14 protein-coding genes and 1 pseudogene are annotated in these 19,871 nt (G+C 34.6%); 4 read left to right on the plus strand and 11 right to left on the minus strand.

Annotation, left to right across the window (positions count from 1 at the left end):
• Positions 1 to 32: 32 nt before the first annotated feature.
• Complete coding sequence (bcp, locus tag DKK79_RS08015; RefSeq protein WP_034882631.1) at positions 33 to 506, plus strand: thioredoxin-dependent thiol peroxidase; 474 nt, start codon at positions 33 to 35, stop codon at positions 504 to 506.
• Between the two features lie 23 nt (positions 507 to 529).
• On the opposite strand, the gene DKK79_RS08020 is transcribed toward bcp, so the two are convergent.
• Both DKK79_RS08020 and DKK79_RS08025 read right to left on the minus strand, forming a co-directional pair.
• A complete protein-coding gene (locus tag DKK79_RS08020) occupies positions 530 to 1,618 on the minus strand; it encodes an AI-2E family transporter (protein WP_110423619.1) in 1,089 nt (362 codons plus the stop codon).
• Between the two features lie 47 nt (positions 1,619 to 1,665).
• Positions 1,666 to 3,183, minus strand: coding sequence for a helicase HerA-like C-terminal domain-containing protein (locus DKK79_RS08025; protein WP_110423620.1), 1,518 nt, complete (start codon positions 3,181 to 3,183; stop codon positions 1,666 to 1,668).
• Between the two features lie 102 nt (positions 3,184 to 3,285).
• Here DKK79_RS08025 and DKK79_RS08030 point away from each other — a divergent pair, with 102 nt between their 5' ends.
• Positions 3,286 to 3,501, plus strand: a complete 216-nt coding sequence (locus tag DKK79_RS08030; protein WP_034882634.1) for a YdcH family protein — start codon at positions 3,286 to 3,288, stop codon at positions 3,499 to 3,501.
• Between the two features lie 368 nt (positions 3,502 to 3,869).
• Here the strand turns inward: DKK79_RS08030 and mgtA are convergent, their stop codons facing one another.
• From mgtA to hutW, 9 genes and pseudogenes are all read right to left on the minus strand, one after another.
• Positions 3,870 to 6,578: a magnesium-translocating P-type ATPase gene (mgtA, locus tag DKK79_RS08035; RefSeq protein WP_110423621.1), complete on the minus strand. Its 2,709-nt coding sequence runs from the start codon at positions 6,576 to 6,578 to the stop codon at positions 3,870 to 3,872.
• A gap of 1,564 nt (positions 6,579 to 8,142) precedes the next feature.
• Positions 8,143 to 10,041: a DNA topoisomerase III gene (locus tag DKK79_RS08040; protein ID WP_220019117.1), complete on the minus strand. Its 1,899-nt coding sequence runs from the start codon at positions 10,039 to 10,041 to the stop codon at positions 8,143 to 8,145.
• A gap of 9 nt (positions 10,042 to 10,050) precedes the next feature.
• Positions 10,051 to 10,449 (minus strand): GNAT family N-acetyltransferase, encoded by a 399-nt coding sequence (locus DKK79_RS08045; protein WP_309146331.1) that lies wholly within the window; start codon positions 10,447 to 10,449, stop codon positions 10,051 to 10,053.
• A gap of 402 nt (positions 10,450 to 10,851) precedes the next feature.
• The gene (gene zntB / locus DKK79_RS08050; protein ID WP_181415270.1) at positions 10,852 to 11,853 is read right to left on the minus strand and encodes a zinc transporter ZntB; all 1,002 of its coding nucleotides are present in this window, start codon (positions 11,851 to 11,853) and stop codon (positions 10,852 to 10,854) included.
• 86 nt (positions 11,854 to 11,939) lie between these two features.
• Complete coding sequence (locus DKK79_RS08055) at positions 11,940 to 12,713, minus strand: heme ABC transporter ATP-binding protein (RefSeq protein WP_220019118.1); 774 nt, start codon at positions 12,711 to 12,713, stop codon at positions 11,940 to 11,942.
• A 16-nt stretch (positions 12,714 to 12,729) separates the two neighbouring features.
• A complete protein-coding gene (locus DKK79_RS08060) occupies positions 12,730 to 13,716 on the minus strand; it encodes a FecCD family ABC transporter permease (protein ID WP_110423624.1) in 987 nt (328 codons plus the stop codon).
• Positions 13,717 to 13,737: 21 nt separating this feature from the next.
• A complete protein-coding gene (locus tag DKK79_RS08065) occupies positions 13,738 to 14,376 on the minus strand; it encodes an NAD(P)H-binding protein (RefSeq protein WP_110423625.1) in 639 nt (212 codons plus the stop codon).
• A gap of 17 nt (positions 14,377 to 14,393) precedes the next feature.
• Positions 14,394 to 14,894: a heme utilization cystosolic carrier protein HutX gene (hutX, locus tag DKK79_RS08070; protein ID WP_086358062.1), complete on the minus strand. Its 501-nt coding sequence runs from the start codon at positions 14,892 to 14,894 to the stop codon at positions 14,394 to 14,396.
• 125 nt (positions 14,895 to 15,019) lie between these two features.
• Positions 15,020 to 16,324, minus strand: a pseudogene (gene hutW, locus DKK79_RS08075) (heme anaerobic degradation radical SAM methyltransferase ChuW/HutW); the annotation flags it as partial.
• Positions 16,325 to 16,600: 276 nt separating this feature from the next.
• Between hutW and DKK79_RS08080 the strand changes: the two are divergent.
• Positions 16,601 to 17,428 (plus strand): heme/hemin ABC transporter substrate-binding protein, encoded by an 828-nt coding sequence (locus DKK79_RS08080; RefSeq protein WP_110423627.1) that lies wholly within the window; start codon positions 16,601 to 16,603, stop codon positions 17,426 to 17,428.
• Between the two features lie 95 nt (positions 17,429 to 17,523).
• A complete protein-coding gene (locus DKK79_RS08085) occupies positions 17,524 to 19,827 on the plus strand; it encodes a TonB-dependent receptor domain-containing protein (RefSeq protein ID WP_181415272.1) in 2,304 nt (767 codons plus the stop codon).
• The last annotated feature ends 44 nt before the right edge of the window (positions 19,828 to 19,871 follow it).

A 19,871-nucleotide genomic window follows, 5' to 3' on the forward strand; every position in this document is an offset into this window, starting at 1 on the left:
AAATTTTAACTATTAACATAGGTATTAAATTTATGGTTAATCCACTAAAAGAAGGTGAAAAAGCACCTCCATTTTCTCTACCTGACCAAGATGGTGAGCTAATTAGTTCAAAAGAGTTTAAAGATCAGCGTATTTTACTCTATTTCTACCCTAAAGCGATGACGCCTGGTTGCACAGTACAAGCATGTAATTTGCGTGATAGTGCTGATGATTTTAAAAAATATAATGTAGTTGTTATTGGTATTAGTACGGATAAACCGGAAAAACTATCACGTTTTGTTGATAAAGAATTATTAAACTTTACCCTACTTTCAGATGAAGATCATAAAACTTGTGATGCCTTTGGCGTTTGGGGTGAAAAAGAATTTATGGGAAAAACTTATGATGGTATTCATCGCATAAGTTTTTTGATTGATAAAGATGGCAAGATCGAAAAAGTTTTTGATGATTTTAAAACGGCTAACCATCACACTATTGTTTTAGATTATCTCAAAAGTCATAGTTAATTTTTCAGATTAAAGCAGATTAATCATTTAATCTGCTTTTTTTCATTTTTTATATTATTTATCTCTTCTAGATTCGGCCAAGCATTAATAATTGCTTTGACTAATGTTGCTAAAGGTATAGCAAAAAATACGCCCCAAAATCCCCATAATCCGCCAAAAATGATTACGGCTACAATGATAACCAATGGATGCAAATTAAGTTTTTCAGAAAAAAGATAAGGAACTAATAAATTACCATCAAGAGCTTGAATAAGAATATAAAAGAAAATTAAATAACTAAATTGCGCTGTGAAGCCCCATTGCGAAAGCGCAATTAACACCACCGGAATACTGGAAATAATAATGCCAATGTAGGGGATCAGCACTGAAAGACCAACTAAAACGGCTAACAATAATCCATAATCCAAACCAAAATACCAAAACGGTATATAAACACAGACCGATAAAATAATGATATGTAAAACATTACCGACTATGTAATTCGATATTTGTTGATCCATTTCGGTAGCAACTTTATTTAATATAGTTCGATTTTTGGGTAAAGCCTTAGAACAATATCCCCATATTTTCGATTTATCTTTTAATAAGAAAAACATAATAATCGGTACTAAGACGGCATTAATAATCACCGAAACTAAACTAAATAAAGAGCTAATTGAAAACTGTAATAATGAATTACCGGTTTGCACCACTTTACTGGTTATGCCTTGAATTATCGAATCAAATAATCCAACATCAATAAGTTCAGGATAATGTTCAGGCAGAGAGGTAATAAATTTGTTAGCAAAATTCAACATTGTTGGAATATTAGTAATTAAACTAACACCTTGTTGCCAAATCAAAGGAAGTAAAATCATCATTCCAGCTAAACCAACTAACATAAACACTAATAACACGATAACGACGGCTAATGTATGCGGAACTTTTTTTTGTTGTAGATAATTGACAGGTCTATCAAGCAGATAAGATAAAACAATGGCAATTAAAATGGGCAGCAAAATTTTATTGAAGAAATAGATGATAAAAAATAACACAATAATAACAATCATCAGCGATACCACATGTGGATCGCTAAAGCGTTTTTTGTACCATTCAATAAACAATTTTAACATCTATAACTCCTTAAGTTTTTTTGCCGTTTATCTGTTAGTTATTTAACTTATTTATTAAAACCACCCAAGATCCCTCGTGTAATTTGTTTGCCAATTTTATTAACCATTTGTCTAGTTGCACTTTTTGCAACAGATTGAACTATCCCGTCATGTTGTCCGCCTTTTGACCCTGTCCTGCCAAAAAAAATTGAACTTAAAAAATCCATTACACCACCGTGCTCATCTTGATTTGTAGAGCTTGGTTTTGAATTGCTTTCTGCTGGATTTTGATCATTGGCCGTATTGATAGTAAAACCTTGTTTGAGTTTTTCGTAGGCTGATTCACGATCGATAGTTTTTGAATATTTGTCATAAAAGTGGGATTGATGAATGATCGACAGCTGATTATCACTATCCATTGGTCCCATTTTAGAATCTGGGGCAATGACCATGCCTCGTTGAACGATATTCGGTCGCCCCTTCTCATCTAAAAATGAAATAAGAGCCTCGCCGACACCAAGCTCCATGATAGCTTTTTCGGTATCAAAATTTGGGTTAGCTCGCATAGTTTGGGCGGCAACTTTAACCGCTTTTTGATCTTTAGGGGTAAATGCCCGTAATGCGTGCTGGACGCGATTACCTAATTGCCCAAGGATAGTTTCAGGTATATCGGTTGGGCTTTGGGTGGCAAAATAGACACCTACCCCTTTAGAACGAATTAGACGAACAACTTGTTCGATTTTTTCTAATAAAGCCGGGGAAATATCATTAAAAAGTAAATGTGCTTCATCAAAAAAGAATACCAGTTTAGGCTTATCAAGATCACCTACTTCCGGTAAATGTTCAAACAGTTCGGATAATAACCACAATAGGAAAACTGAATATAATTTTGGGGAATTATATAATTTATTGGCGGATAAAATATTGATAACTCCACGACCTTCTGCATTAGTTTGCAACAAATCATAAATATCGAACATTGGTTCACCTAGGAAGAATTCTGCACCTTGCTGTTGTAAAGTAAGTAATCCTCGTTGAATTGCCCCTATTGTTGCTGAACTAATATTGCCATATTGAGTAGTAAATTTTTTAGCATTATCACCAATAAATTGGATAAAAGTCCTTAAATCTTTAAAATCGAGTAATAATAAACCATTATCATCAGCAATTTTAAAAACTAATTGTAAAACGCCAGATTGAATGTCGTTTAGATTTAAGAGTCGTCCCAATAAAATCGGACCAATATCAGAAACCGTACTGCGAACTGGAATACCTTTTTCGCCAAATACATCCCATAATTCTAAAGGTGATGACGTAGGTAACCAATCAGTTACCCCAATATTTGCTAACCGTGATTGTACTTTTTCCGATAATACTCCTTTTTCACCAAGGCCGGTTAGATCACCTTTTACATCAGCAAGAAATACAGGTACACCAATTTGCGAAAACTTTTCCGCCATTTTTTGTAGGGTTACGGTTTTACCGGTTCCAGTTGCACCAGTAATTAAACCATGGCGATTGGCCAACGATGCAAGGATGTATAAATCATTACCTTCACTTTTGGCAATAACGATCTTTTCACTCATAAACATCTCCCATTCAAAAATTGCTATTAAAACAATTGAGAATATTGTAAGCTGATTTAGAAATAACTGCTATTATTTTAACTAATCTTGTAAGGGGGCTGTATGTTTCCAGAATATCGTGACTTAATTTCTAAATTAAAAAAATCCGATTTGCGTTTCCAAAAGTTATTTGATGAACACAATGAGCTTGATCAAAAAATTAAAAACATCGAATCGGGTATTGCTGTTGATACTTCAGAAAGTATTGAAAATCTAAAAAAACAGAAACTAAAATTAAAAGATCAACTTTATGAGATTTTGAAAAAAGCTTCGGCTTAATTTATCAAATTAAGCGTTTTCGATCTTTATTATGTGAGAAAAAACCCCAAGTTATGGGGTTTAATTTGATTACAACTTTACACAAATCATTAGGCAAATCGTCATTTATTCAATTTTTCTTGCGCTTTTTTCAACTTACGGTTTTTGATTAGTGTAATTAAATTTTTATGTGGGGTTTTCATTTTTTACTCCTCTTGTTGTTATATAAATGCGCCTTAAATTGATATTTAAAGCGTTTTGTTGCTATATAAATATTATCATCCGTTATGCTTTCAATGATGTTTTATTAAAACACTATAACACATTAGTTTAATATTTATATTCTTTTAGTTAATGATGTAAGCATTACTTACATCAATTTTATTATTTTAGAACCATTGTCCAAAGCGTTTGATATAAATCTTTTTCATTATTTGGGCAACAACACAGTAACTCAATAAGGTTGCAATCAACCATGGGAAGTATGACCATGGTAAAGGTTGAAGACCAATTAAGCTACCGATTGGTGAAAATGGAATATAAATACCCACCGCCATAATTAACATAGTCATAACAATCACTGGAAATGCCGCTGTGCTCTGAATAAATGGAATTTTTTGTGTTCTTAGCATATGTACCACTAAGGTTTGGGATAACAACCCTTCGATAAACCAACCGGAATGGAATAATGATTGGGCTTCAACACTATTAGCACTGAATACAAACCACATTAATGCATATGTTGTAATATCAAAAATCGACGATGTTGGGCCAATCCAAATCATGAAACGTCCAATATTTGGCGCATCCCATTTACGTGGTTTTTGTAAAAACTCTTCATCCATTTTATCCCAAGGTAATGATAGTTGTGAAATATCATATAATAAATTTTGGATAAGCAGATGAATCGCAAGCATTGGTAAAAACGGTAAAAACGCGCTTGCCACCAATACAGAGAAGATATTACCAAAATTTGAACTGGCGGTCATATTAAGATATTTCATAATATTACCGAAGGTTTCACGACCACATATTACCCCCTCTTCTAATACCATTAAGCTTTTTTCTAGCAAAATAATATCGGCCGATTCTTTAGCAATATCCGTTGCGGTATCCACCGAAATACCAACATCGGCATCGCGTAACGCTGGAGCATCATTAATACCATCGCCTAAAAAACCAACTGTATGACCGTTATCTTGTAATAATCGAATTATGCGAGATTTTTGTAACGGAGTTAACTTAGCAAAAATAGTACGTTGTTCGATCTGCTCTTTTAACTCAGCATCATCCATGTTTTCAATTTCGCTGCCAAGTAAAGGAATACCGGGTTCTAAACCAACTTCTCGGCATACTTTAATCGTAATAATTTCATTGTCACCGGTTAAAACTTTAACCGCAACACCATGTTCACTTAATGCTGAAATAGCCTCATAAGCACTCTCTTTTGGTGGATCTAAGAAGGTTAAAAATCCACGAATGGCTAATGCTTTCTCGTCTTGCACGTTGTATTGGGTTTTAGTTTGTGCCCCTGAAATCTCTTTGACGCCAACAGCTAATACTCTAAAACCATCTTTATTATAGTTATGAGCCAGTTCAATTAATGCTTGTTTTCGTTTTTCATCCAACGGCAGATATTCACCATTTTCATAAACGAAATCCGAAATAGATAGCATTTCTTCAACGGCACCTTTACAGATCATTAAGTGATTATCATCATTGCCTTGCACAACTACAGATAAACGACGACGAACAAAATCAAACGGTAATTCATCAATTTTTCTATATAGACCCACACCAACTTTTTTAACGTTGGTTTTTTCTTCAGCAAAACGGATGATTGCTTTATCCATCAAGTTTTTCATTCCACTTTGATAGTAACTATTGAGCCACGCCAGTTGTAACACCGATGGATCAACTTGGCCGTTAATGTCTAAGTGATGTTCTAGAATAATTTTATCTTGGGTTAAGGTACCGGTTTTATCAGTACATAAAATATCCATCGCACCAAAATTTTGTATTGCGTTTAACCTTTTAACCACCACTTTGCGTTTTGCCATTCCTACCGCACCTTTGGCGAGGTTGGCGCTAACAATCATCGGTAACATTTCAGGCGTTAAACCAACCGCCACTGCTAAGGCAAATAATACAGCTTCACCCCAATCACCTTTAGTAAAACCATTTATCAATAATACAATCGGAACCATTACTAACATGAAGCGAATCAATAACCAACTCACGCTATTTACGCCCCGATCGAAGGAAGTTTCAGCTCTGGAACCTACAATAGATTTTGCTAACGAACCAAAATGCGTATCTGCACCGGTAGCAACAACAATCGCTTTTGCAGTGCCACTGACTACATTGGTACCCATAAAACAGATATTATTGACATCAAGAACATTATCTTTATTAATTTCAGATGGATTCACCTCTTCTGACGTTTTTTGTGATACGGCACCTAAGGTATCGTATTTTTCAACTGGAATTGATTCACCGGTTAATACTGCTTGGCTGACAAATAGATCTCTTGATTCGATTAAGCGAATATCCGCAGGAATCATATCGCCGGCAGATAAAAATACAATATCACCGGGGACAATATCACTTAGTGGCACTTCGATATGTTCAGCTGGCATATTTTTATTTGGCCGACGTAAAACTGTAGCTGTGGTTCGAATCATCGATTTGAGTGCTTCAGCCGCTCTATTTGAGCGAAACTCCTGCCAAAAACGGAGTAAACCACTTAATGTTACCATGGTTAAAATGATAACAATACCTGTTAGATCAGTCTCTTCACCACTTTGTAGTGGTAACCAATAGTCAGTCACAAAACTAACTATAGCTAATGTCAATAAGACAAAAATAAATGGATTTTTGAATGCTAATAACAACTGAACAAAAGCCGAAGGAACTTTTTCCCGAGCTACTTCATTTTTACCATATTGTTCCAATCTTGATTTGGCATTTTCTTGGGTTAAACCCGAAAGGCTTGATTGAAATTTAGATAAAATGTTATCTAGACTGTTTTGCGCTTCCTCGAGTGCTTTTATAGTTAAAGTATTTTCTGTCTTTACTTTAGATGTGTTTTTAATCATAGTTGGTACCTATCTATATTTTTTAGACAAAAGAAACCTATTCCTTAGTTAAACATAACAAGGCATAAATAAGTTTTAATTGACCAAAATTTAAACGCAAAGCAATAACTAGCCATTAAAGCTAATGCTTGGCATGTAATAAAATTATTGAAAAATAAGTTTAATTAAGAATTAGATACAACTAGGTGGCTCTAAATGTTTATCAGTAAGATACAATACTCGTAAAAGTACTTTATGAGCACAATGATGTTTTGAGTTTGTGTGATAGCGTGTAGAAAACTGCATATCGTTCACCGTTACCGTTTTTATCAATTTCGGCTCGTGAACTGAAAAAATGACTATTTAGACAGGTTCATTAACCGATAATGATGTGTTTGAATTTATCTCCCCAAATTTTGGGGTGACCCGATTGAGTGTCCATATTTCTCCTGTAAATTGAACTCATCACTTTGTATTTCAACTTTTCTTAACCCTCATTTTTAACCACCTTTTATCGTTAAAAAAATAAGAAAAGCTCAAAAGCGTGGACTTTATACGCTTTTGTCCCCCAAAAGTCAACTAATTACCTAAAAATAGTGGTGTAAATGACTAAAAACAGCACTAATGATATGAGTTCATATACAATTAATAACTGTTTTCGATGATGTTTATCGCAACGGTTAACCACCCCTAGTTATTTACCAAGTTTGAGGGTTAGCCTGACACGGTTTAGATTATGTTTACACTAATCAACGTTGATAATTTTCAATAAATCGTTACAAATTAACTCTACGAAAGGAAAAATAGCGACACGATAATCTATCGGAATTAACTATCTAATCATTCTTAATAAAGATCACCTAACGGAATTGATTTCTTAATTATTTTTAGAGAAATTTTAACTGACTAATATTAAAAGATATCGAAAGCATTTATCATCAGTAAATTAACGCTTTAATTATCTTCAATAAAGATCGCCTTACGTTACAGAATTCTTAATGATATTTACAAAAATTTTAACTTACTGATATTAAAAATATGTTAAAAGAATTTATGACTACTGAATTAACACTTTAATTATCTTTAATAAAGATCACCTTCCGGTAGAATTCATAGTTATTTTTACAAAATTTTCAACTGACTGATATTAAAAGATATTGAGTGCATTTATCATTACTAAGTTAACGCTTTAATTATCTTCAATAAAGACCGTCATTGGATATTGGTTGCTCAGTTATTTTTACAACATTTTTAAACTATTGAGGTTAACTGGTGCTAAACACATTTATCTAGGCTAATTTAACTGTAATCATTCTCAATGATACTCACCCTCTCGGTTTAGATTCCCCAATTATTTTTACATAAATTTTAAACAGCACATTACAAAGTAAATTTATGGCAAAAAAGACAATAAAGTATTGGTAAAAATTGATCAACTGTCAAAGCAGAGATGCCTTACTAATCAAGAAGCAAAATTATAAGCATAGCGTCGATTAATTAAAATAATAATTACTATTTATAATTGATGATTAACAAGACGATAGATAATTGTCATATTGTTTGTACTATTATTGATAAGTGGGGATCAGGATTGAATTTTCAATCGTGAATTTTTTAACTGTTCGATCAATGTGAGTAAAGAAGAATTTAGTTCATACATAAATTGTTGATAACTAAACTCTTTTTTACTAATTTCCTCAAGTTGTAACTCCCAATGTGCGGTCATATCTGGCATTGAAACACTTTCGGGTAATGATAAAATTAAATTTTTACCAATTTGTGTAGCACGGATGGTTTTACCTTGTCGCGTTAAAAATTGGCGTTTAAATAACAGTTCAATGATACCTGCTCGTGTTGCCTCAGTACCTAAGCCATCTGTTTCACGTAGTATTTTTTTAATCTCTGGATCTTTAACAAATCTTGCAATACCTGTCATAGCTGACAATAAGGTGGCATCAGTAAAATATTTGGGTGGCTGAGTTTCTTTGCTAAGTAACTCAGTGTCAGTACATTGGACTGATTCGCCTTTTTTAACCAGTTTCGTCAATAAGCCATTATTTTCGATGCTATCTGCTTCGTTGTCAGTTTGATAATTTTTGCTTCTGAACAGTACTTTCCAACCTTCATTTAACATCTGATTGGCTTTCGATATAAATTTTCCACCACTAATATCAATATCAATCTGTAATTCAGCATATTTATAAGCGGGATAAAATTGGGCTAAATATTGTGTCGCAACCACTTGATATACAGCTTGCTCCTTACTGGATAAACTATCCATATTAACTTTACGCAACGTTGGGATAATCGCATGATGAGCCTCTACTTTTTTATCATTCCAGGCTTTAGAACGTAAGGCGAAATCAGCATTATTAATAGCAGTTTGCAATTCTGAGCAATTACTTTCAATCGCTGATTTTACACCTTGAATCTGTTTTAAATGGTCTTCAGGCAGAAAACGACAATCAGAGCGAGGATAAGTAATTAACTTATGCTTTTCATATAGTGATTGGCAAATATCAAGTACTTCTTGGGCACTTAGACTATTGCGTTTCGCCATTTCAATTTGTAACGCAGATAAATTAAATGGCATCGGTGGCGCTAGCTCTTTCTTTTTATTGCTAACTTTATTAATAATGCCGGTCTGACCTTGAATTCGTTGGCATACATTTTCAGCTAATGCTTTTACTAATACTCGGCCTTCTTCATCCTGATAAGGGGCACAAGCCTCGCTTGGTTGCCATTTTGCTTTAAAGGTTTCATTATGTTTGGTTTGCAATATGGCATAGACTTCATAAAAAGGTTTAGGAACAAATTGGGTAATCTCTAAATCACGCCTAACTACTAAACCCAAAATAGGTGTTTGGACTCGGCCTATGGAGAGAACTCCGCGATAACCGCTACGTTGTCCTGCAAGTGTGCAGACACGGCTCATGTTCATGCCATATAACCAATCAGCTCGAGCTCTAGCTAATGCCGAGGTCGACAACGGGATAAAATCTTGATTATTTCTTAATTTTTCTAGTGATTTATCAACTGCGCTAGCATTTAAATCACTGATTAAACAACGTTGAATTTTTTTGCGTTTTTCCGTGGGCAACTGACAATAATTGAGTACTTCATCTACCAACAGTTGCCCTTCTCTATCAGGGTCACCAGCATGAACAATTTGATCGGCTGATTTGATTAATTCCACTAAAATATTAAATTGTTTCTGAGTACTGTTTTTAGGCATCAAAATCCATTTTTCAGGTACAATCGGTAAATCATCTAATGTCCATTTTTTATAGCGTTCATCATATATTTCCGGAGTTGCTTGTTCTAATAGATGCCCTATACACCAACTAACAACATCGCCGTTACCTGCTTTGATAAACCCATTCCCCTTTTGGTGAGGTTTCGGCAAAACATCAGCAATAGCTCGTGCTAAGCTAGGCTTTTCGGCGATAAATAGACGATATGATTGGTTAGTTGGCATAATCATTAATATTATTCATAAGTTGCAAACGACATAGGTTTGATAAGGTATATCCAAAGTTAAATCTAACTCAATAATAGGTTTTACAGTCGTTAAGTTATCTATAGCGCAGTAAGCTGTTATCTGCTGCACTATCCAAGCTAAAATTAACTTTACCGCACAAATCAGTGTAAGTTGTTTAGCTATATTCTGCGTGTAGGTAGCGACTTTAATTTCAAAATTATTGTTATTATCGATATGGATTAAATAAGATGATGCTCCACAAACAATAACATTATCTATCAAAATAATAAATTCTAATCCGGATTTTCCCATATCATTGGATGAATTAAAATCTTTATACCGCTGTTTAACGCGTTTAAGTTCTATTATTTGCTGATACATTTTTTCATCAATTACGTTTAATTGATTGATTTAATATAATTTTAAACAATTAAGTTTAGTTTCGGCTATCAAACAGCATATTCAGATAGCAATAATAATGGATCATTTTCTTATCATTGTTGCAATATAGAGTTTCAATCTTAGTCATTTTTATCTGTAAGAATAAGAATTTACTCATCATCACTATCTACTTTTGTAAGCTAGCAAAACACATTTTGATTTGTCTGACTAGCTAATCAAAATAAGCGACCAATTTTAATTATAACTGAACTTGGTCGCAAGAGATTATTGGTATCAGATACTCGATATTTGCTTGCCAACAAACAAAATAAATGTTCGCTGTATAACCTGAGATAGCAGTTAAACCGCTTGTTAATCTATTAATTCAGGAATGTATATCAAAATATCGTCTGATTTTTAAATTTAACGCTTTTACCACCATTTTTTTAGTTTAAGCCATACTACAGAAACGATACTAATAACAATCAACAATAAGATTAAGCTCACAAAAGACCACTCTTTTTCATTGAAAGGGATTCCAGCCAAATTAACACCTAGCAAGCTAGTAATAAAAGTAATTGGCGTGAAAATAATTGTAAAGAGCGACATTAAATAGATGCGTTTATTGGTAGATTCAGCCAAAATACTATTAATTTGTTCCATTAGTGAACCAATTCTAATCAGGCAGCTATCAATTTCAGACACATAGTGATTTTGTTGATTTGAGATATCATGTAATCGCTGGCGGTCGTTGTCATCGATCCAAGATATTCTTTCCGTCGATATTTTGACAAAAATATCACGTTGCGGTGATAGTAAACGCCTTAATATGAAGAGTTGTTTACGAACCCGACCGATTTCTTTATGCGAAAAAATTCGTTGATTAAGTAATAAATCTTCCAATTTGATAATTTTATTATGCACACCGTCAAAAGATAAATTAACTTGATCACAAATTAACTCCGAGAGTTGAATTAGCCAATCAGCGACATCTACCGGACCAATCCCTTTTTCTAAATTTTCTTTTAGTTTGATGATGGCATCAATTTTTTGGTGTCTAGTCGATATAATGAAATTATCCGTAATATAAAAACGGAAAGTAACAATCGGATCCGGTAACTCATTTGGTGTAAAGTTAACCCCTTTAAGTACCACTAAAATACCGGAATCACAACGAATTTCTTTGGGAAATTGATTCGGTTTGATTAACTCATTTTTGACAAGATCTGGAATGAGATTGGTTTGATTAATCCAATTAATGGTTTCACTGTTGGCAAAATCAAGATGTATCCAATAAGGTTGTTTGACTGAAACTTCAGTTTTTTCATTCAAAGGATTAGCTTTACCTTTGCCATCCAATTGACAACTAAAAACAGGTTGTGCTGCAAGTAGATCTGAAACCAAAATAGAATTATTGCTATTTTCATTACTCATCATCAGCCCCATTGGTTAAGTTTGTTTAATTATATACTGATTTTGAGCAAAAATGCAGCGCATCAATGATTTTCTAGTTTTAATATTTAAGGGTTCAAATAAATTTGTGGTATCGATGTATGATGTGGATGATTAAAAATACCGATTTCAACACCATACCATCGATGGATATTTTCAACCGTTAACACCTCGGTTGGTGCCCCTTGTTCAACAATTTTTCCCTGGTTAACCAAAATTATTTTGTCAGCATACAAAGCAGCTAAATTCAGATCATGTAATATGCAACACACAGCCAATTGCTTCTTAACAGCTAATTGCTTCAATAGACGTAAAGTATGTTGTTGATGGTAGAGATCAAGTGCTGAAGTAGGTTCATCTAAAAATAGTAATTTTTCATTAGGTTCTGGTTGCCATAATTGGGCTAAAACTCTAGCCAATTGAACTCTTTGCTGTTCGCCACCAGATAAACCACGATAATCTCGGTCTGCGAATTGCAAACAATCGGTTTGAACCATGACTTCATGAATTGATTCATCAAAATGTATTTTCCCATAAGGCGCTCGCCCCATTGCAATCACTTCTTTTACTTTAAATGGAAAAGTAAGTTGGCTTTGTTGCAGCATTACTGTTCTTATTTTTGCCAATTGCTTTTGTGACCACTGTGATATAGGACGACCTTGTAAATAACACTCTCCTGATTGTGGTTTTTGATAACCAGTTAATAAACGTAATAAGGTCGACTTACCGGCACCATTAGGACCGATGATGATAACAATTTCACCCGCATTTATTGATAAAGATACATCATTGATGATCATGCGGCTGCCATAACCAAAGGTTAAATTTTTAGCGGTTAACACAATAAATCTCCATGCACTATTTATGTCTCAGGATAAGCCAAAGAAAATACGGGCCACCAATTAAACTGGTTAAAAGGCCAACAGGGATTTCCGTTGGGGCGACCAATGTTCTAGCTAAAGTATCCGCTAATAAAAGTAAACATGCGCCACCAAGAGCCGAACCCGGTATTAACCATTTATGATTTGCACCGATTTGTAAACGAATCATATGAGGAACAACTAAACCAACAAATGCAATAATGCCACTGACCGCCACAGAAGTACCAATCAACACAGCACAAAGTAATAAGAGATAACGTTTGATACGTTCAACATTGATACCTAAATAATGGGCATCCTCATCGCCAAGTTGTAATATATTGAGCTGGTGAGCCAGTTTGATGATGCCAAATAGTGCAGGAAAAATTAATGAAATGGATACTAACACCAGATCCCAAGATCCTTTACCTAAATGCCCCATTGACCATAAGGAAAGTTGACGTAATTGTGACTCATCACTGATGTAACTAAGCCCTCCCATTACTGCCCCAATGATGGCATTAATGGCTACGCCTAACAGAATCATTTTCGCAAGGTTGCATTGCTCATTAAGACTATAAAGATAGATCAAAACGCAAATAAATAAACTACCGACAAATGCAGCTACCATTTTGCCATAAAGCATCATAATGGGAGGAAAAACAGCAGGAAATAAGATTGTTATACCCACCATAAGGCTTGCACCACTGCTAATACCCAATAAACCAGGATCGGCTAAAGGATTTCTGAATAATCCTTGCATAACAGCGCCAGCACTCGCTAATGCCATGCCAACCACTACCGCGAGTATAATTCTAGGTAATCGGATATTGCACCAAATATTCCATAGAGGGTCATCAAATGACATACTCATTAATTGAGTAAAGGATAATTTTAATGCTCCCGAGTTTGCTGAATAGATTATTAAGATTAACAATAAAACGAATAATCCCAATAATAATATTTGTGGACTAGATTTGCGCACCGATTAACCTCATAAATTTAATTAATAATTTACCGTAAGGCTTGGGTCAACAACGCTATATGCATGATTATCAAATTGTTGATTTGCAATTTTATCCATGATTATTTTGGCTAATTCTTTACGATATACGAAACCGTGAACTTCTTGAGCAAAATAGCATTGACCGTTATTGGTTAATTCACCATCGCGTAAACCGCCGGGTCTTAAGATCACATAATTCAAAGTACTCGTTTGTAACCAAACTTCAGCCAAGGATTTTTCGCGCACCGCATTACCAAATGCTTGTTTAGCTCGTAGGGATAAGGTTGACCATGAATCACCACAACCAAGTGAGGTCACCAATACCATTTGTTTGATTCCTACTTGTTCAGCGCAATCAATGATATTACGCTGCGCAATATAATTGCCGGTTTCGCCGCCCAAAGTTGAAATAATGGTTGCATCACAACCAGCTTGCTTACCGATTTCCTTGACTAATTCAACGTCGGTTGCATCACCTACATAGGTTTCAATATTTTGTTGAGCTAATTGTTTAGCAAAGTCAGCATCGCGGACTAAAGCAATACAACGCCACTCTGGGTGGCATTGTTTGATTAATTGCGATAGTTGATAACCAGTTCCTAACTTGGCGCTAACACCAAAAATGATTACTGTTTTCATGTTATTATTTCTTCAAATTAATTAATTTTTTTTGCTAACGCTCTAAATTTTTCTAGCTGATCGGCTTTTAATTGATGTTTTTCATCACGGCCAACGAAAATTTTAAACATGGACTGACCTAAATGGTTGAGGAAAATCATTGAAGCAGTCGACATTTTCATAAATTTTCTTTCGATAAATGCAATATATTGACAATGTTCTGCTTTGATATGACCGCTTAACCCTTTTTGGTGACGTAAATTAAAGTATTTTTGGCTATGCGTTCCCGGTGGTAATTCACCTGAAATTTCAGCAATAACGTCACCAGTATGAACTAAAAATAACACATCACCCCAAGTGGTTACTTCTTGCCAAATTTCATCGAAATGGCTGCCATCAACAATTTTAGCATCTGGTATTGCTTGGATTACTTGTGTTAGTGTGACTTTATGATCTTGAGCGATTTTTTCTAACAGTTCTTCTGGATTAGATTGCATATAGGCTGCAAGGTTATCTAAAAGGGTTTGTTTTTCTGCCATAGTAATTTCCTTTAATTTTTTGTTTTTACTTGGATGTTTTGCATATGTGGATGAGATTTAGGCATACCATTACCTTGTTGCATGGCTTGTCTAGCTTGGGCCATCTTCTGTTGTAATTCGATATGTTCTGGATTATTAAGTTGCAATAACAATTGCTGCAATGCTTGAACTATATTACTCGACCAAAAACGTCCTGATAAAGTTAGTCGTAAACAATGATCTTCATTTTGCAGCAAACCGACTGCATGCCATTGCTTGATAAGTGGATCAAAGAGTTCAGCTTGATTGGTTAGTTGCGTTAAATCTACTCGCCCTTTTTCTATACCAGCTTGTAATTTGTGCAACCAGTCACCCACTAAAGGTTTACCGGTTAACATCATCAACGGCTTTTTACCTTGGTCTAATAGAGCATAATATTGACTCAAATCTCGATGGATCATAAAAGATTGTCCGTCTAGCTTTCCACCAGCACAAGAACCGAATGCAAAAAAGTGAGAGCCTTGTTTTATAAGAAAATTATATAAATTTCGTTCGCGACTGGTTTTTGCCCAATGAGCATTAGTTAAATGGGTCCAACCTTGTTTAGCTAAATATTCAGCACCTTGATGGTAAAAATTGCACTTATCAGTGACCGATGGGATCGCGATTCGATTATTCTCCACCCCTTTAGCTAATGGTGTTGTCGGCAAGAGATTTAAAGAATAAAGATCAACCCCATCAAGTGGCAATTGTTCAGCAATTTCTAAATCTCTTTGCCACGTAGCCGGTGTCTGGTTAGGTAAGCCAAACATCAGGTCACAAACTAATGCAACACTATCACGCGCAGCAATACGTTCAAAACCTTCAATAATCTCTTTTTCTGATGATTGGCGTCCTAATCGTTGTCTAATTGCAGTATTGAAGGTTTGAATACCTATCGAAAAACGATTTGCACCAGCTTCAATATAACTATCAATTTTATCTTGATCAAAATCAGAAATTCGCCCTTCGACCGTAATTTCACAATCAGGCGCTAATGGCGCATGCTGTTTAAAATAACTTATCACTCGAGCTAATTGTCCTGCAGCTAACGCAGAAGGTGTTCCACCACCAAAATAAATAGCGTGAATTGGTGCCGATTGCATAGCCTTATTATTGATTTCGAGGGATATTTCTTGTAATAAGTAATCAATATAAGTTTTGGTATCAAATTTTTTTAATGGGTTTTGATAAAATCCACAAAATTGACAATGAATATCACAAAAAGGAATATGTATGTAGATCAGTCGTTTTTTTCCAGACAAATCTGAATTTTGCAGGATACTCCATTGCAGCTCTAGTTCTTGCGGTGGTACTGGTAGGCTTGCTTGTAATGGCATCACTGCCCAACGATCTTTAAAAGGTAAAACTGAATTTGAAGCGTAAAACGCACTTACATCAAATGATTTCATAACATCCATTCATAAAAATAATCTCGGTGAATTAAATAATAATTATTATCATTTATCAATATTTTTTTAATTTTTTTGCTGTTTATTTATCTTGAACTAAATATTTATTTAATAACTGTTCAATTTCCATCCTAAACTTGTGTGTTTTTTTTGAAAAATATTATTCAATAACTCTACTTTTTGGTTGATAATGATAATCATTTTCATTATATTGTTCTATCTGATTTAAAATTGTGGTCGACAAATCAAGTGATAAATAAAAATTTCATAAACAAAATGTGGTTATTTTTGTTGCTCTTTAGCCTAAATAGCCTAATCAATTTCAGCTCAGCAAATGAAAGAATTGTTGTTGCAGGTGGTGCTTTGACAGAAATCGTTTTTGCCCTTGGTGCTGGAGAAGATATCGTAGGGGTGGATAGTACCAGTCGATTTCCAAAACAAGTTACCCAATTACCACAAATTGGTAATTTAAAATTATTAAATATTGAATCGGTTTTATCCCTTAGGCCCTCCTTAGTTATTAGTTTTGATGATGCGGAAATCGCTAACGTACTGAAACAAATTTCCCAAGCAAAAGTCGACGTTTTAACACTGAAACGTGTACCAAGTACAGTAGATTTGCTATATGAAAACATCAGTAAAATTGCCGCTAAATTAGATAGGCCAAAGGAAGGACAAGAATTGATTAAGCGAATCCAAACTAATCTTTCGCAAATTCAAAACAGAACTGCTACTCGTCGGCAAAAACCCAAAGTTTTATGCATCATGAATATGGGAGGAAACATTTTCATAGCAGGAAAAAACACCACTATCGATGCATTAATTACCATCGCCGGTGGTGAGAATCTGGCGACACATAATAGTGTTAGAACTTATACTACTGAATCACTAATTGCTATAAATCCTGAAGTTATTATTTTAACTACCCATTCAATCGAAGAGCTAGGTGGCTTTGACAAAATTAATACCATTCCAGGTATTACCGAAACAGATGCATATAAAAACCATGGCATTGTCATTATCGATGATAGCTATTTATTTGGAATTGGACCGAGAGTTTTTGAGGTAGTAAGTAAACTGTTTAACGGCTTTTACCCTGAATAAAACTTCATTAAGTAATTTCTCTATTTTAATAATATTTTTATCAATTGAAGCAAGAGATGAGCATTTTTTAATAAATTATGTTTAAAAGGACTAACATGATAAATTTTAACTATTTAAAAAAAACTAGCTCATTAATAATAGGCTTAGCATTAGCGTTACCCGCGCTCGCTACTGACCAAACTAAGGATGAAAAAAATGTTGATACTATGACAGTATTAGCTCAGGAAACCAACAAAAAGCCAGGAACAATGACTGAAATTTCCGAGCAAGATATTCGTCGTGATGGTGGTGATAATTTTGGTAGCATTATGCGTTACCAACCGCTCATTTCCGCATCAGGGAGTATTTCTGGTTCGGGTAGCGGAAAAAGTAGTTGGGACCGTGGTGGATTTACTGGTTACAACATTCGTGGTTTAAATGCCAACCGAGTATCAATTGATATTAACGGTATGCCCTTACCTATTGCTCAGGGCAGAGTTAATGGTGTTGGTCGTGCTGGTTTTGGCTCTTATGGAATCGGCCGAGATTATATTGATACCTACATGTATAATAAAGTTGATATCCAATCGGGAGCCACACCTGTAAGCAACGCCAATAATGCTTTAGGTGGCTCAGTTTCATTCCAAACTAAAACCGCAAATTATTACCTCTATCCAGGCAAAACAAATTATTTTGGTTTGCAAAATAACTATGATAGTTCAGACAGAAGTTATCACCAAGGTTTAACTATGGCAGGGGGTGATGATTATCTAAATGGTATTGTGGTTTTAAGTCGTCGTGATGGTCAACAGACTCGTAATCATGGAGATTCATTAAATACTTATCCTGAAAATTGGCACTCTAACTCGATTTTAGCTGGCTTTGGCTGGCAAATGACCGAAGAACATTTAATCAATACCACCGTCGATTACCATAATAAAACCAAAAATTCACATTATGATACTTGGGATAAATATGGTAAAAAAATTGAGTCATTTGATCAGCAAAGAAGCAAAAACAATCGCTTCAATCTGGCATTCAAAGATCAATGGAAACCGACTAATATCAGTTGGATGGACAGTTTAACCACCCAAATAAATTATCAACGAACCAATGTATATGATAGTACTGACCTTCGCCACAAAACTAGAGGTAATTTTAACACTCAAACTAACTATAATACTAAAACTTATAACTTTATCACTACTTTAGTGAAAAACTATGAAAACCAAAGATTTAGTGCAGGTTTAAATGGCAAGTGGAGTGAGGATGAAGCCCCATTTTTTACCTCAGTTGAATCAGAAGATATTAATATTCTGCCTGATGGTCCATATAGTAAACCACAAGCCGATAGCAAAAGTTATCAATTAGGCGGTTTCTTGGAAGATCGCTTCAGCTTTAGTATTAATGACAGTAATAATTTCTATTTAGTGCCAGGAGTAAGAGCCGTCTACCAAAACACTAAGCCCCGTAACCTTGATAATATGTCAGTAACCAATATTGATAGTCATCGATTAGCTAAACAATATAAAAGTAATAGCGATTTCAAAATATTACCTTCACTGGCATTTATGTATGATATCAATCCTGATTTCACAGCTTATTTACAGTACAAACGTGCGGCCCAGATGCCTAATCAGAATCAACTATATGGTTCTTATTTAGCCCATAGTAGTATAGCTTTACTTGTTGGTGACGCAAACCTTAAAACCGAAACCAGTGATAATTTTGAATTAGGTTTGAAAGGACAGCCAATTGCTGGTGTCACTCTTTCATCTTCAGCTTTTTACAATAAATATAAAAATTTCATTGCTTATACTCGTTATAAAAAAGATTTTTTTGGCATGGGTAACCGAATTGTTTATCAAGCTGAAAACCGGGATAAAGCATATATTTATGGTGCAGAATTAAGCAGTGAATTCAATATTGGTAAATGGATTGAACCGGCTAACGGCTTGAGTGCTAGATTGGCAATCGGTTATAACCAAGGTAAATCAAAATCAAGCTACTTAGCTGATAAATACGTTGAAATGGATTCCATTGCTCCTATGAAGAGTGTTGTTGGTATAGCATGGGATGATGCAAATAAATTTTATGGGGTAGCGCTTACTGCCACACTGCAAAAAGGTAAAAAAGCCAAAGCAACTTCTCGCGAAACTTATAGCAATCAAGGTAAACCAATCCCTAATTCCAAAGACGATTATTTTCGAATAGCTGGCCATGGCATTGTTGATTTAACCGGTTATATCAATATCAGCAACAATATGAAATTAAGTGGAGGAATCTATAATCTTACTGATCAAAAATATTGGGATTATCTCAGTAACAATAAATTGTATAGTACCGCCGATCATAACTATCTAAATATGTTTACTGCGCCGGGTAGAACTTTCCAGTTAGGTTTGGATATAGATTATTAATTCAAAACACGAACAATAACATCTCCAACTTTGGAGGTGTTTGT

Origin of the sequence: Gilliamella apicola, assembly GCF_003202915.1 — a bacterium.
Classification (GTDB): Bacteria; Pseudomonadota; Gammaproteobacteria; order Enterobacterales; family Orbaceae; genus Gilliamella; species Gilliamella apicola_Q.

Excerpts from the sequence above, each read along its gene's own strand:
- DKK79_RS08020 (WP_110423619.1), bottom strand. The coding sequence starts at position 1,618 with ATGTTAAAATTGTTTATTGAATGGTACAAAAAACGCTTTAGCGATCCA.
- hutX (WP_086358062.1), bottom strand. The coding sequence starts at position 14,894 with ATGGCAGAAAAACAAACCCTTTTAGATAACCTTGCAGCCTATATGCAA.
- DKK79_RS08025 (WP_110423620.1), bottom strand. The coding sequence starts at position 3,183 with ATGAGTGAAAAGATCGTTATTGCCAAAAGTGAAGGTAATGATTTATAC.
- zntB (WP_181415270.1), bottom strand. The coding sequence starts at position 11,853 with ATGAGTAATGAAAATAGCAATAATTCTATTTTGGTTTCAGATCTACTT.
- DKK79_RS08085 (WP_181415272.1), top strand. The coding sequence starts at position 17,524 with ATGATAAATTTTAACTATTTAAAAAAAACTAGCTCATTAATAATAGGC.
- DKK79_RS08040 (WP_220019117.1), bottom strand. The coding sequence starts at position 10,041 with ATGATTATGCCAACTAACCAATCATATCGTCTATTTATCGCCGAAAAG.
- mgtA (WP_110423621.1), bottom strand. The coding sequence starts at position 6,578 with ATGATTAAAAACACATCTAAAGTAAAGACAGAAAATACTTTAACTATA.
- bcp (WP_034882631.1), top strand. The coding sequence starts at position 33 with ATGGTTAATCCACTAAAAGAAGGTGAAAAAGCACCTCCATTTTCTCTA.
- DKK79_RS08080 (WP_110423627.1), top strand. The coding sequence starts at position 16,601 with ATGTGGTTATTTTTGTTGCTCTTTAGCCTAAATAGCCTAATCAATTTC.
- DKK79_RS08065 (WP_110423625.1), bottom strand. The coding sequence starts at position 14,376 with ATGAAAACAGTAATCATTTTTGGTGTTAGCGCCAAGTTAGGAACTGGT.
- DKK79_RS08030 (WP_034882634.1), top strand. The coding sequence starts at position 3,286 with ATGTTTCCAGAATATCGTGACTTAATTTCTAAATTAAAAAAATCCGAT.